Annotated in this window: 11 protein-coding genes and 2 tRNA genes; 5 read left to right on the forward strand and 8 right to left on the reverse strand. The window is 64.3% G+C overall.

The window, feature by feature from the left end:
- Positions 1-31: 31 nt before the first annotated feature.
- Positions 32-649 (reverse strand): GNAT family N-acetyltransferase, encoded by a 618-nt coding sequence (locus IRL76_RS04475; protein ID WP_200983539.1) that lies wholly within the window; start codon positions 647-649, stop codon positions 32-34.
- A 68-nt stretch (positions 650-717) separates the two neighbouring features.
- On the opposite strand from IRL76_RS04475, the gene IRL76_RS04480 reads away from it, so the two are divergent.
- Positions 718-1,455 (forward strand): sulfite exporter TauE/SafE family protein, encoded by a 738-nt coding sequence (locus IRL76_RS04480; protein WP_200983541.1) that lies wholly within the window; start codon positions 718-720, stop codon positions 1,453-1,455.
- Positions 1,456-1,504: 49 nt separating this feature from the next.
- On the opposite strand, the gene IRL76_RS04485 is transcribed toward IRL76_RS04480, so the two are convergent.
- Both IRL76_RS04485 and IRL76_RS04490 read right to left on the reverse strand, forming a co-directional pair.
- A tRNA-Asn gene (locus IRL76_RS04485) sits at positions 1,505-1,579 on the reverse strand.
- 96 nt (positions 1,580-1,675) lie between these two features.
- Positions 1,676-2,455 carry an NAD kinase gene (locus tag IRL76_RS04490; RefSeq protein ID WP_200983543.1) on the reverse strand — a complete coding sequence of 260 codons (780 nt, stop codon included), beginning with the start codon at positions 2,453-2,455 and terminating at the stop codon, positions 1,676-1,678.
- A gap of 133 nt (positions 2,456-2,588) precedes the next feature.
- Between IRL76_RS04490 and IRL76_RS04495 the strand changes: the two genes are divergently transcribed.
- Positions 2,589-3,908, forward strand: coding sequence for a bifunctional diguanylate cyclase/phosphodiesterase (locus tag IRL76_RS04495; RefSeq protein WP_200983545.1), 1,320 nt, complete (start codon positions 2,589-2,591; stop codon positions 3,906-3,908).
- On the opposite strand, the gene mfd is transcribed toward IRL76_RS04495, so the two are convergent.
- Both mfd and IRL76_RS04505 read right to left on the reverse strand, forming a co-directional pair.
- The gene (mfd, locus tag IRL76_RS04500; protein WP_200983547.1) at positions 3,905-7,396 is read right to left on the reverse strand and encodes a transcription-repair coupling factor; all 3,492 of its coding nucleotides are present in this window, start codon (positions 7,394-7,396) and stop codon (positions 3,905-3,907) included. The genes IRL76_RS04495 and mfd overlap by 4 nt on opposite strands.
- A gap of 116 nt (positions 7,397-7,512) precedes the next feature.
- The gene (locus IRL76_RS04505) at positions 7,513-7,791 is read right to left on the reverse strand and encodes an FAD assembly factor SdhE (protein ID WP_246449984.1); all 279 of its coding nucleotides are present in this window, start codon (positions 7,789-7,791) and stop codon (positions 7,513-7,515) included.
- Positions 7,792-7,885: 94 nt separating this feature from the next.
- Between IRL76_RS04505 and IRL76_RS04510 the strand changes: the two genes are divergently transcribed.
- The 3 genes from IRL76_RS04510 (at position 7,886) to IRL76_RS04520 (ending at position 13,221) form a co-directional block, all read left to right on the forward strand.
- Entirely contained in the window at positions 7,886-9,307 is a 1,422-nt protein-coding gene (locus IRL76_RS04510) for a pyridoxal phosphate-dependent decarboxylase family protein (RefSeq protein ID WP_200983551.1), read from the forward strand.
- A 17-nt stretch (positions 9,308-9,324) separates the two neighbouring features.
- Positions 9,325-11,388, forward strand: coding sequence for an ATP-dependent DNA helicase RecG (recG, locus tag IRL76_RS04515; protein WP_200983553.1), 2,064 nt, complete (start codon positions 9,325-9,327; stop codon positions 11,386-11,388).
- A 69-nt stretch (positions 11,389-11,457) separates the two neighbouring features.
- On the forward strand, positions 11,458-13,221 hold the full coding sequence (locus IRL76_RS04520; RefSeq protein WP_200983554.1) for a TIR domain-containing protein: 1,764 nt from the start codon (positions 11,458-11,460) through the stop codon (positions 13,219-13,221).
- Between the two features lie 9 nt (positions 13,222-13,230).
- On the opposite strand, the gene IRL76_RS04525 is transcribed toward IRL76_RS04520, so the two are convergent.
- The 3 genes from IRL76_RS04525 to IRL76_RS04530 all read right to left on the reverse strand — a co-directional run bounded on the left by IRL76_RS04525 (position 13,231) and on the right by IRL76_RS04530 (position 13,990).
- Positions 13,231-13,692: a low molecular weight protein-tyrosine-phosphatase gene (locus IRL76_RS04525; protein WP_200983556.1), complete on the reverse strand. Its 462-nt coding sequence runs from the start codon at positions 13,690-13,692 to the stop codon at positions 13,231-13,233.
- Between the two features lie 8 nt (positions 13,693-13,700).
- Positions 13,701-13,829, reverse strand: coding sequence for a hypothetical protein (locus tag IRL76_RS14645; RefSeq protein WP_281388125.1), 129 nt, complete (start codon positions 13,827-13,829; stop codon positions 13,701-13,703).
- Between the two features lie 84 nt (positions 13,830-13,913).
- Positions 13,914-13,990, reverse strand: a tRNA-Pro gene (locus IRL76_RS04530).
- Positions 13,991-14,115: the final 125 nt, after the last annotated feature.

Consider the following 14,115-nt stretch of genomic DNA (forward strand, 5'->3'; position numbering starts at 1 on the left):
CGCCGCAGGACCCTCCAGCCGCGGTTCCGCCCTATGCGGACCGCGGCTGGCGCAACATGGGGACGAGGGGCGGGCTATTGGGCTGCGGATGTAGCGGATCGCCGCAGACTTCGAAGCCGCACGAACTGTAGAAGCCGTGGTTTGCGGGGTTCGAATTCTCAAGATAGGCGGGCATTTCCGCCCTGTCACATGCGGCCAGGACCGGTGCGATGAGCTTGCGCCCAAGCCCCTTGCCCTGCGCCGCAGGTCGCACGCCGATGCTGAAGAGGTAGGCGTGCGGAAAGTTCGGATGGACCGAGTCCATGGCCTCGCCGGTCAATATGCCGCGCTTCACGGCGCCGGGACCGCACATGAGGGCAGTGGGCACTGCGAAACGGAAATAGTCCCAGTTGCTGAAACTGGCATCGCCCCCCGGCAGCATCCACATGCATGCGCCTTCATCGCCAAGTGAATAGCAGTATCCGCGCGGTACGTAGATGTTGCGGGCCTGCATGTGGAACAGGTTACGGATTCCTGCAAAATTGCCGAACAGCCAAAGGTTGAACGGGTCGTTTCGGAAGGCATCGGCGGTGATGCTGCCGATCTTCCGCGCGTCGCGCTTGCTTGCGTGATTGAGTTGCAACCCAAGGTCGATTTCGCCGGCATCCATGTGCTTTCCCCCAAGAAGCAAGCGCGGGAAGGCTAGCTGAGCGTCACCGGGCGGTCTAGGCGTCGCAAATGCCGCTCTTGCTCGCTGCCTTCCTGGTTACTGCCTTGCTCTACGCCAGCGTTGGTTTCGGCGGGGGCTCAACATATAGCGCGCTCCTCGCCCTGTCCGGCATCGACTACCGCGTGCTTCCGCTGATTTCGCTGTGCTGCAACCTCGTCGTCGTCCTTGGCGGTACGATCAGGTTTGCCCGCGCAGGTGTGATACCCTGGCGCCCGGCAGCAATCCTGACAGCCATAGCTGCGCCAGCAGCATTCCTGGGCGGGCTGACGCCGATCGGGGAGAGCGCCTTCATGCTGCTGTTGGGGGCCAGCCTGGTTCTCACCGCATTGACGATGCTGCTGCCCGTCAAGGAAGGCGACGAGGGAAGGCCGCATGGGCTGGCAAGGCTTGCCCCGCTGGCCGCGGCGCCCCTCGGATACCTGGCGGGGCTGGTCGGTATCGGCGGCGGCATTTTCCTTGCCCCGCTTCTACACCTTACCCGGTGGAACAATCCGCGCGCTATCGCCGCCACTGCGAGCCTGTTTATCCTGGTGAATTCCCTCTTCGGCCTTGCAGGACAGGTTCTGAAGGGCGGAGAAGGGCGTTTGGTCGCCGCGATGGATTTCGGCCTGCCCCTGCTGATTGCGGTGGCGATTGGCGGGCAGATCGGCAGCTGGATCGCGGTGCACAAACTGCCGCAGAAATGGATCCGCTGGGGAACGGCCGCGCTGGTGTTCTGGGTGGGGTTTCGCCTGCTGACGGCATAACGAAAAAGCCGCCCGAAAGGCGGTTATCGTTCTGGCGATGTGCAGAAAGTGGCTCCCCGAGTTGGATTCGAACCAACGACCAAGTGATTAACAGTCACCTACTCTACCGCTGAGCTATCGGGGAGCAGCCCGTCAGGCAGGGGTGCGCCTATATGGGTGGCTCCGCGGTTTGGCAAGCGGGCAATTGGCAAAAATTGCGCGGAATTTCCGGTGGTGTCGCTCAGAACACGAACTGTTCGGAAACTATGCGTTCGTCGAGCGCGTGGCCGGGGTCGAAAAGCAGGGTCAACGCACTTTCGCGGGCGATCTCCAGGTGTACTTCGGCAACGTCGCGGATTTCCTTCTGGTCGGCGACGGCACTGACGGGCCGCTTCTGCGATTCATGGACCTTGAAAGAGATCCGACTGCGGTCGGGAAGGATGGCACCTTTCCACCGTCTCGGCCGGAACGCGGAGATGGGAGTTAGGGCGAGGAGCTGCGAATCGAGTGGCAGGATCGGCCCGTCGGCCGACAGGTTGTAAGCTGTTGAGCCTGCCGGAGTGGCGACCAGCACGCCATCGCAGACCAGTTCCTTGATCCGCACCTTGTCATCGACGCTGACTTCGATTTTGGCGGTCTGGCGCGTTTCACGCAGCAACGAGACTTCGTTGATGGCGCAGTGGCGCACTACCGCGCCGTCTTGGGTTGTCGCCTCCATCGCCAGAGGCAGGATAGTGTGTGGCTTTGCCCGCGATATGCGCCCTAGCAGTTGGTCTGCCCGGCGATTGCGGTTCATCAGGAAGCCGACGGTACCGAGGTTCAGGCCGTAGGCCGGCACGATCTTTCCGGTGTAGAGCATGGTGTGGAGGCTCTGAAGCATAAAGCCGTCTCCCCCCAGGACCACTGCTGCATCGGCATCCTCGAGGGGAACCCAATCGGCCAGCTGGCGATAATCCTCCGCCGCCTCCTGAGCACGCTCCGAGTCGGAGACGAGAAGTGCCAAGCGGCTGTAATCTGCCATTTTTGCGCCTCTACTCCACCACGCGACCGCGCAGGTTCCGGTTGCAAGCGCGTACCTATGGGTGCGCGTCCCATTTGGCAACACAGCGGAATTGCTGGCCAAAATTTCGCGACAGGAGGATAAGAGTCATCACATGGCCACATTGCCCGACCACGCGAACATGGAAAGCCGCGATAGCCTCACCGGCCTCGCCGACCCGGCGCACGCCCGGGCGACAATGGCGCGCTGGCAGGAAGAATGGCCGCGCGACAGCATTGCCTGCCCGATCCACGCCATGCTCATCTCGCTAGGGCGAATCGATACGGTCAACGTGGCATTCGGCGAGAGCGCCGGTGACGGCGCGCTGGTCGAAGTGGCGCAGCGGATACGTCATTTTGCCAGCGACGAGCTAGACAGCACTGCGTGGGTTGCTGCCAGATTGACCGGCGGCAATTTCCTTTTGCTCGCCCGTCAGCAGTGCAGTCGCGAGCGCTGGCAATGGCTTGCGGAAGCTCTGGCTGACGCCATCGCCATGCCCATTGCCAATCCCGAGGGTGGGGCGCGATTGCGATTGTGGCCGCGTATTGCGCTGATGCGCGTCACCGAGGGCGATGGACCCGACCAGGTGCTCGATCGGCTGTCGGAGGCCTCGGCGCGAATGCGCGGCGGACAGGGCCAACGCATCGACTGGTCCACCGGCGAAACCGCAAGCCTCGGCAGGACCTTTCGCGAACTGGAAGGCGATCTTCTCGCCGCGATCGACAATGACGAGATCGAAATCCTCTTCCAGCCGCAATACACTCTGGCCGACGAACGTATGATCGGGGCCGAGGCGCTGGCCCGCTGGCATCACCCCACTGTGGGCCGCATCGGAGCAAGCACGCTGTTCCAGATTGCGGAGCGGGCGGATCACACCGCGCAGTTGTCGCGCCACATTGCAAAGCGCGCGCTCCAGCAGGCGGCGCACTGGCCATCGCACCTGCGGCTATCGTTGAACGTGACACCTGCCGACCTTGCAGCCGACAGTTTTGCGATGGAATTCGCTCGCATGGCGGAGCGTACGGGATTCTCGCTGTCGCGAATTACGCTGGAAATCATCGAACAGGTCCTGTTGTCGGACCTCGATCGCGTCGGCCATGTGCTCGATCAGCTGAAGCTGTTCGACATTCGCCTGGCGCTCGACGATTTCGGGGCGGGGTTCTGCAATTTCCGTTACCTCAAGGTCTTGCCGATCGATTGTATCAAGCTGGACCGTTCGATGATCGATGGCGTCTTGGAGGACGAACGTGATCTCGCCGTTTTCCGGGCGATTCTCGCGATGGCGCGCGCGCTTGATCTTGCCGTGGTGGTCGAAGGGGTGGAAAACGAGGCGCAGCGTCGCCTCGTCGCTGCGGAGGGATGCGAGTACTACCAGGGCTTCGTTCGTTCCGAACCGGTATCGGCGCAGAAATTTCTAGAGATGGCCGCCTCTTAAGCGGCCTTTTTCTCGTCTTTTCGAGATTTCTTGACGATTCCGGACAGGCCCTTGGTTAGTTGGAACAGGCCGTTCAGGCGGCTTTCGGGCGAATTCCAGGCACGGCTGATGACCAGCTTCATGTCCGGACGAAGCTTTGCCGTGCCCTGCAAACGATCGACGTAGGCCAGAAGCCCGACAGGATCGGGGAAGTCGTCCTTGTGGAAGGTCACCAGTGTCCCTGCTGCGCCCACATCGATCTTGGCAATGTTGGCGTCGATAGCCTGGTGCTTGATCTCGATCAGGCGGACAAGGTTGGCGGTGGCAGGGGGCAAATCGCCGAAACGGTCGATCATTTCCGCCGCCAGCGCTTCGATCTCGGCCTTGTCGGCGGCATCGTTGAGGCGGCGATAGAGGGCCATGCGCACGGCGAGGTCGGGGACGTAATCCTCGGGGATCATGATCGGTGCGTCGACCGTGATCTGAGGGCTGACTGCCTCGCGCTTGGCCTCGAGGCCGAGTTCACCCGCCTTGGCGGCGAGGATCGCGTCCTCGAGCATCGACTGGTAGAGTTCGAAGCCGACCTCGCGGATATGGCCCGATTGTTCGTCGCCCAGCAGATTGCCCGCGCCGCGGATGTCGAGGTCGTGGCTTGCCAGCTGGAAGCCCGCGCCGAGGCTGTCGAGGTCGCCCAGCACCTTGAGGCGCTTCTCCGCCACTTCGGAAAGCTGCGTGTCGGCGGCGTAGGTGAGGTAGGCGTAGGCGCGCAGCTTCGAACGACCGACGCGCCCGCGCAACTGGTAGAGCTGGGCGAGGCCGAAGATATCCGCGCGGTGGATGATGATCGTGTTCGCGCTCGGCAGGTCGAGGCCGCTTTCGACAATCGTGGTCGCCAGCAGTACATCGTACTTGCCCTCGTAGAAGGCGCTCATCCGCTCCTCGATCTCACCCGCGCCCATCTGGCCGTGTGCGGCGACGAACTTCACCTCGGGCACATGCTCGTGCAACCAGTCGGTGATCCCTTCCATGTCCGAAATGCGCGGCACGACGATGAAGCTCTGCCCGCCACGGTGGTGTTCGCGCAGCAACGCCTCGCGCATCACCATGTCGTCCCATTCCATCACGTATGTGCGCACCGCCAGGCGATCGACCGGCGGGGTTTGAATCGTCGAGAGCTCGCGCAGGCCCGACATGGCCATCTGAAGGGTGCGGGGAATGGGGGTGGCGGTCAGCGTCAGCATATGGACATCGGCGCGCAACTGCTTGAGCTTTTCCTTGTGGTTCACCCCGAACCGCTGCTCCTCGTCGACGATGACGAGGCCCAGATTCTTGAACTCGGTCTGCTTCGACAGGATCGCGTGGGTGCCGACGACGATATCGATATCCCCGCTTGCAAGGCCATCGCGGGTGTCTTTCATTTCCTTTGCCGGGACGAGGCGTGAAAGCCTGCCAACTTTGAGCGGAAAACCGTTGAAGCGGTTTGCGAAATTCTCGAAATGCTGGCGTGCGAGCAGGGTGGTCGGCGCGACCACGGCGACCTGCTGCCCGTTCATCGCCGCCACGAATGCGGCGCGCAGGGCAACCTCGGTCTTGCCGAAACCGACGTCGCCACAGACCAGCCGGTCCATCGGCTTGCCGCTTTCAAGATCAGCGAACACGTCGGCGATGGCGCGATCCTGGTCGTCGGTTTCTTCCCACGGGAAGCGGTCGAGGAACTGATTGTATGGGCCGGGTTCGACCTCGAGCACGGGCGCCTTGCGCAAGGCACGCTGCGCCGCGACCTTCAACAGTTCGCCGGCAATCTCGCGGATGCGCTCCTTAAGCCGCGCGCGGCGCTTCTGCCAGGCCTCACCGCCGAGCTTGTCGAGCATGACCGCCTCTTCGGACGATCCGTAGCGGCTGAGGACGTCGATATTCTCGACCGGGATGTAGAGCTTGTCGCCCCCACGGTACTCCAACATCACGCAGTCGTGCTTCGACTTGCCGACAGTGATCGGTTCGAGGCCGAGGTATTTGCCGATGCCGTGTTCAGTATGGACGATCAGGTCGCCGACGCTGAGCGCCTGCAGTTCGGCGAGGAAAGCATCGGCGTCCTTGCGCTTCTTCTTCCGCCTGACGAGGCGGTCGCCGAGGATGTCCTGCTCGGTCAGCAGCTCCATATCGTCGTTGGCGAAGCTCGCCTCGAGCGGCAGGACCATCGCCGCTGCCTTGCCCTTCGCCGAAAGGCCGAGCGCTTCCTGCCACGTATCGGCCAGCTGCACCGGCATCCCCGCCTCGTCGAGGATCGAGGCGATGCGCGCGCGGCTGCCCTTGGAATAGGCAGCGATCAGCGGCCGCTTGCCCGCCTTGCCAAGTGCCTTGAGGTGATCGGCCAGCACCGGATAGACATTGTCGCCGCGCGCACGTTCGGGCGCGAAGTCGCGGCCCGAGCGGAAGCCGAAGCTGACGACCTTGTCGCTCTCCGGCTCGTCGAACGCGGTCGCGCGGTGGGCGGGGGCCGCGGCAAGGGCAGCCTTGAACTCTTCGTCCGACAGGTAGAGCGAGGCCGGATCAAGCGGGCGGTAACTGCCTTTTGCCTGGCCGCTCGCAGCCTTTCGCTGCTCGAAATAATCGGCGATGTCCTTGATCCGCTCCTCCGCTGCACCGAGTGCGGCGGTGTCGACAACCAGCAGGTCATCCTTGCCGAGGTGGTCGAAGAAGGTTGCCAACCTTTCCTCGAACAGCGGGAGCCAGTTTTCCATGCCCGCCAGCCTGCGTCCCTCGCTGACCGCCTCGTAGAGCGGATCCTGCGTCGCATGGGCAGCGAAGAGTTCGCGATAGCGGGTGCGGAAGCGCTTGATGCTGTCCTCGTCGAGCAGCGCCTCGCTGGCGGGGAGCAAGAGGTGCGAGTCGAGCCGCCCAGTGCTCATCTGCGTGTTCGGATCGAAGGTGCGCAGGGACTCCAGTTCGTCGCCGAAGAAATCGAGCCGCAGCGCCTCTTCCATGCCACTTGGGAAGATGTCGACGATCGAGCCGCGTACCGCGTATTCGCCCTTGTCGATCACAGTATCGGTGCGGCTGTAACCCTGGCGCTGGAGCAGGGCGGCGAGGCTCTCGCGTCCCATCTCGGTGCCGACCTTGAATTCGCGTACGCTCTCGCGAATGCGGAAGGGGGTGAGTACCCGCTGCAATACCGCATTCGCTGTCGTGACGACCAGCTGCGCCTTTGCCTTGCCGACCTGCAGGCGGTGGAGCGCGGCAAGGCGGCGGGCGCTTATGGACAGGGCCGGGCTCGCGCGGTCGTAGGGTAGCGAATCCCATGCGGGGAATTCGATCACTTCCAGTTCGGGCGCGAAGAAGGCGGCGGCATCGACGATCCCGCGCATCGCCGCATCGTCGGGCGCGATGAACACAGCGCGGCCTGTGCTGGCGCGGGCGAGATCGGCCATCACCAGCGGCTGTGCGCCGCGTGCGACCTGGGCGAGCGTGAGGGGTTCGCGGGCTTTCAGGATACGGGAGATGTCGGGCATTGGGTTCCTAGCGTTCCTGTCAGCGTGATGTTCCGCGCACGCACGATTGCCCCCTGCCCGTTCGGGAAGGGGGTACGGCGTGTTATCAGCGCGAGATAGGCGCTAGGGCAGGAAGGTCAACGCGGAATGTCGACGTAATCGAGCAGCTGCATCGCCTCGATCAGCGGTCCGGCAAAGCGGAGCGGCACGGGCTGGGTCTTCAGTGCCCAGGCCATGACGTCGACGTCATCTTCCTCGAGCAGTGCTTCGAACCAGCGCAAGTCGTCCTCGCCCCAGCCTACGTGATAGCGGTCGAAGAATCCGCCGATCATGTAATCCGCCTCGCGCGTGCCCCGGTGCCATGCACGGAATCGCGCGCGCTGCTTGCGGCCTTCGAATGTGAGGTGGTCTGCCAAGGAAAATGCCTGTCGTTCGCGTCGGTTCGCCCTTTGACCCATCGCCCGGTTTCGATCAAGGGTGGCGCGGGCGCGATAGCGGAGTGGACGGACAGTGGCGGACGATCTCGAAAGAAGTTTTGCGGCCATGCGCCTTGCCGCTTCGATGGCGGAAGAGTTCCGGCGCGATATCGCCGAGGCCGAGGCTACGCCGACCGCCGGCTATCCTGAACTGGTCCGGCGGTTTCGCGGCCCGGTGCCCGAAACGGGCGGGGACGCAGAGGACATCATCCGCGAACTTGGCGAACTGGCGCGCAACGGTATTCGCGGGACGACCGCGCCACGTTTTTTCGGCTGGGTCATCGGCAATTCGCACCCGACCGGGGTCGCCGCCGACTGGTTGACCTCGGCCTGGGGGCAGAACGCCGCCAATGTCCAGGCCGCGCCGGCTGCCAGCGCGGTCGAGGCGGTGGCCGTCGAATGGCTGCTCGACCTGCTCGACCTCCCGCGGACTGCTTCGGTGGGAGTGGTGACTGGTGCGACGGTGGCGAACTTCGTGTCCCTCGCCGCTGCCCGCAGCGCGCAGCTTCGCAAAGTCGGCTGGAACGTCGAGGCGGACGGGCTCTTCGGGGCTCCACCCATCCGTGTCCTGATCGGGGCCGACGCCCATACGACGGTCTATGCCGCGCTCAAATTCCTTGGCCTTGGCGCACGGCGCGTCCGCGAGGTCGCGACCGATGACCTCGGCCGGATGCTCCCGGGCGACTTCGAAAAGGCGTTGGGCGAGGGCGAAGGGCCGGTCATCGCGATTGCCCAGTGCGGGCAGATCAACACCGGCGTGAGCGATCCCTTCCACGAGATCGCCCCGATGGTCCGCGATGCGGGCGGCTGGATGCACGTCGATGGCGCATTCGGGCTGTGGTCGCGCTCTTCTCCGAAACTGCGCCACCTTGCCGACGGGGTCGAACTGGCGGACAGCTGGGCGACTGACGGGCACAAATGGCTGCAGACGCCCTATGACTGCGGTTTCGCCATTGTCCGCGATGCCGAGGCGCATCGGCGGGCGATGTCCTTTTCCGCTAGCTACCTGCCGCCAGCCAACGAGGACGAGCGCGATCCGTCCGCCTATGTCATGGAACTCTCGCGCCGCGCGCGAGGCTTCGCCGCTTGGGCGATGATCCGTCAGCTCGGCCGTGAAGGCATTGCCCGCATGGTCGAAAGCAATGTCGCGGTGGCGCAGGCCATGGCGGCGGGTATGGCGGCAATCGAGGGTGCAGAATTGGTCTGCCCGGTCGAGCTCAACCAGTTCATGGTCCGCTTCGGTGGAGACTGTGACGTCGAAGAAGGTGACCGGCTGACGCTGGCGACCGTGCAGCGACTGCAAAAGGAATCGATCGCCTTCGCCGGTCCGGCGTTGTGGCGCGGGCAATGGGTCATCCGTTTCTCGGTCAGTTCCTGCGCCACCACGATGGAGGACGGCGCGATCACGGTCGAGGCCGTGCTCTCGGCCTGGAAGGCTGTGCAAGCCGGTGCCTAGCCGCTAACTCCCCCGCGATGCGTCCCGATATTCTCAACCCGCTCTTCACCGAGACCGAGGCGCTCGAAGGTGTCGGCCCCAAGCTGAAGAAGCCGCTGGAGAAACTCGGCCTCACGCGGGTGCGCGATCTCGATTACCACCTGCCCGAACGCTTCGTTACGCGGCGGGCGGTCAACAATCTCGACGAGGCGGGCGAGGGCGAGCAGATCGTCGTCAAGCTGACCGTGACCGAGCACCGCGGCGGCCGGTCCCCGCGCGCTCCCTATCGCGTGCTGGCGCAGGACAGCGTCGGCAACATCCTCGCGCTGACCTATTTCGGGCGCGCATCCTATACCGCCAAGAAGCAGCTGCCGCAGGGCGAGACCCGCTGGGTCGCGGGCAAGCTCGAACGGTTCGGCGACATGCTCCAGATCGTCCACCCCGACCATGTGGTCGAGGAGGGTGGCGAGACGCTGCAGCGCCTTTGCGAGCCGGTCTATCGCCTTTCCGAGGGGCTGACCCAGCCCAAGGTGGCGGGTCTCGTCGAGCAGGCTTTGGCGCGCACACCCGAGCTTCCCGAATGGATCGAGGAGCGTCAGGTCGAGAAATCCGGCTGGCCTGCCTGGCGCGACGCTCTGGTCCTGTCGCACAAGGGTGAACACAAGCTCGCCCGCGACCGGTTGGCCTACGACGAGCTGCTCGCCAACAGCCTCGCGCTGATGCTGGTGCGGGCCGACAACCGCAAGCGGCGCGGGCAGGCGTTGCAGGGCGACGGCAGCTATCGCGGCAAGCTCGACCTCCCGTTCCCGCTGACCGGTGCGCAGAAACGGTCGATTGCCGAAATCGAAGGCGACATGGCGCAGGAATCGCCCATGCTGCGCCTGCTCCAGGGCGACGTCGGTGCGGGCAAGACCGTGGTCGCGCTCGAAGCCATGCTCATTGCGGTCGAGGCGGGAGCACAGGCGGCACTTCTCGCGCCGACCGAAATCCTCGCCCGCCAGCACTATGAGAGCTTGCGCCGCATGGCCGAACCGACCGGAGCGCATGTCGCGCTGCTGACAGGTCGCGACAAGGGCAGGGCGCGCGAAGCGACCCTCATGGGCCTCATCGACGGCAGCATCGACATTGTCGTCGGTACCCACGCGATCTTCCAGGACGCGGTCGCCTATCACAATCTCGCCATGGTCGTGATCGATGAGCAGCACCGCTTCGGGGTCGGCCAGCGGCTGATGCTGGCGAGCAAGGGCAAGCGCGCGCCGCACGTCCTCGCCATGACCGCGACACCGATCCCGCGCACGCTGACGCTGGCCCAGTATGGCGAGCTCGATGTCAGCAAGCTCGACGAGCTTCCTCCCGGGCGTCAGGCGATCGATACGGTCGTCATGGGGCAGGACCGGGTCGGAGCGCTGGTCGAACGCCTTGCCGCGCAGCTTGACGAGGGATGCCAGGCCTATTGGGTCTGCCCGATGGTCCGCGAAAGCGACGGGCCGGACGAGATCGCCGCAGCCGAGGCGCGTTATGCCGCGCTGGCAGAACGGTTCGGCAAGGACGTCGTTCTCGTCCATGGGCAGCTTGCACCGGAGATGAAGGATGCGGCGATGGAGCGCTTCGCCAGCGGCGATGCCAAGCTGCTCGTCGCGACCACCGTCATCGAGGTTGGGGTCGATGTGCCCAATGCGACACTGATGGTCATCGAACAAGCCGAGCGCTTCGGCCTTGCCCAATTGCACCAGTTGCGCGGACGCGTGGGCAGGGGCAGCGAGAAGAGCTTTTGCGTCCTGCTCCATGGCGAAGGCCTGTCCGAAACCGCGCAGGAACGCCTCAAGCTGATGCGCCAGACGCAGGACGGGTTCCTGTTGGCGGAGGAAGACCTGCGCCTGCGCGGGGGGGGCGAACTGCTCGGCACGCGCCAGTCGGGCGACACGCCCTTCAGCGTCGCCGGCCTCGAGCAGATCACCGAACTGCTCCCGGTAGCCTATGACGATGCTCGCCTGCTCATGGAGCGCGACGGCGGCCTCGAGGGGCCGCGCGGTGAGGCGGCGCGCGTGTTGCTCTATCTTTTCGAGCGGGACTATGGCGTGAAGACCCTGCGCGGCGGCTGAATCCATTCGTTGGACGGAGCGCTGCAAATCCAATAGCATCACTCGACCGGCCATTGACGCGGGATGCCTGTGAGCGACGTCTTCATCTCCTATGCCCGCAAGGACGCCGCCATTGCCGGCCAGTTTGCAAAGGCATTCGAGGCGCAGGGTCTGGAGGTCTGGTGGGACAATTCGCTCCAGACCGGCGAGGTGTTCGACGAGGTCATCGAGGCGGCTTTGCGTGCGGCCAGGGCGGTGGTGGTGCTGTGGTCGAGCAGTTCGGTCGCCTCGCGCTGGGTCCGGGCAGAAGCGACGATCGCCGACCGGCGAGGCACGCTGCTCCCGGCGATGATCGAGGATTGCGATCGGCCGATCGTTTTCGAACTCACTCACACCGCCGATTTGATCGGGTGGTCGGGAGACACGGGTGACGCACGTTGGTTGGATCTGCTGGAGGGAGTCAGGCGTCTTGCCAGCACCAGGTCGGAAGCCGACCTTGCAAGCGTGGCGGCAATTACCGGGCCGAAGCCTGCGCAGCCATCATCGAGTGCTTCCCAACAGCCTTCGGTGCTGATCCTCCCCTTCGTGAACATGAGCGGCGAGTCGGCGCAGGACTATTTTTCCGACGGGGTGAGCGAAGACATCATCACCGACATGGGCCGCATTCCTGGCATGTCGGTCGTCTCCCGCAACACCGCCTTCTCGTTCAAGGGGCGGACGGTTTCGCCAACCGATCTGGCCGCGCGCCTCGGTGTGACCCACATCCTTGAGGGCAGTGTCCGCAAGGCTGGCGAGCGGGTCCGGATCACCGCCCAGCTATTCGATGCCAGGAGCGACACCCAGTTATGGGCAGAGCGCTTCGACCGCACGCTCGACGACATATTCGCGATTCAGGACGAGATTTCGCAGTCCATCGTCGCGGCGCTGAAACTGCATCTCGCCCCCGAAGATCGACAGGCTATCGGGCAGCGCGATGCGACGAATTCCGAGGCATACGAGCTCTTCCTCATCGCGCGGCAGTTCAACCGCACCGGTAGCGAGCGGATTCGACCGCTTGTGATACGGTTGTGTCGCCGCGTGGTCGAACTCGATCCGGGCTTTGCGCGGGCGTGGGCGTTGATGTCGATCGGCGAGGCTGAAATGGCGCAGCGTGGCGTCCCGGGCACCTCGATGGCGCAGGCCCGCGAGTGGGCGGAAAGGGCCATCGCCGCGGATGCCAGCGTTGCGGAGGGGCATGCTGCGCTGGCCGAGGCAACCCTGCGTGATGCAGCCTCGAAATCGACCGCTTCGGCACCGCTGGTGCAAGCCGCGCTGGAACGGGACCCAGACTGCTACGACGCGCATGTCCTTGCCGGCTACCTTCATCTTGCGGAGCGAAATTATCCCGAGGCCATCGCCAGTTTCGAGCGTGCGATTGCGCTCGAGCCGCTCGAGTACCGGGCACGGGGAATGGTAATGCAGGGTTATTCCGGCCTTGGCGACGAGGAGCGATTGAAGGCCGCCGCGCGCCGTTTCATCACGCGGGGAGAGGAGATACTCAAGACCGAGCCCGACCATGGCGGGGTTCTGGGTTTCATGGTCGCTTCGCTGGTTGCCCTTGGGGAAGCCGAGCAGGCCATCGACATGACTCGCAAGGCCGAAATCTTCGACCCCGAGAACATGCGCCTTCTTTACAACCTTGCCTGCGCCATGGCGCAGCTGAACGAGCCCGAGATGGCGGTGCGGCTGTTGGGCAAGATGGCTGATGAGGTCCACCTCGGCTGGTTCGAGTGGATGGCGGTCGACAACGACCTCGATACCATCCGAGAAGATCCCGGCTTCAAGGCGCTGATGGCGCGTGCTGCCCAGGCCTGAAGGCCGGCGTTACCGCAACAGGTCGAGGATTGCCTTCGCGCCCAGGCTCACATCTTCCCAGGTGTCGCGAAAATTGTCCTCGCCGCCATACCAGGGGTCAGATACCTCGGCGCCTTCCCGCCCCGGCACGAGGTCCATCATCATCGCAACCCGTGCCTTGCCGTCGCCGGGATCGATTCGCCCGATATTCGCCATGTTCGAGCGGTCCATGCCGACGATGATGTCGAAATGGTGAAAGTCCTCGACCGCCAGCTGGCGCCCGCGATAGTGCGAAATGTCGATCCCGTGCCGCTCTGCCTCCGAGACGCTGCGCGGGTCCGGCGGCTCGCCGACATGGTAGTTGGCCGTACCCGCGCTATCGGTTTCGATATCCAGTCCCGCGTCCTGCGCCGCACGCCGGAATGCCGCCTCCGCCAGTGGCGAGCGGCAGATGTTTCCGAGGCAGACGAACAGGACCGCGGGCTTGGTCATCGCCAGGCTCAGGTCGCGTCGTCGACCGAGTTGGCCGCCGACTGGAGGTCTTCCCCGAGCCCGCGAACGGTGTTGCATGCCGACAGCGAAAGCGCGCCGGCCGCCATGAGCGATGCGATGATGATCTTGCGAAGCATTGATGACGATCCCTTGTCCGTGTGCCGCTTGCGCGGAGGTGACGGGCAAATTGCCGCGTCACGCTTGATCGTCAATGAACGAAGTGGTCGGGGAGAGAGGATTCGAACCTCCGGCCCCTGCCTCCCGAAGACAGTGCTCTACCAGGCTGAGCTACTCCCCGACCGGATCGGCCCGCTGCATCTGGTGCTGCGGGTGCGAAGCAAGGCGCGCCCTATAGGTGTGGAATGTGGGCTGCGCAAGCGGGCAATTCCTGCAAATTCGCTCTAGGAGGAAAATCTCCTGAAG

It is taken from the genome of Qipengyuania soli, assembly GCF_015529805.1.
Lineage (GTDB): Bacteria > Pseudomonadota > Alphaproteobacteria > Sphingomonadales > Sphingomonadaceae > Qipengyuania > Qipengyuania soli.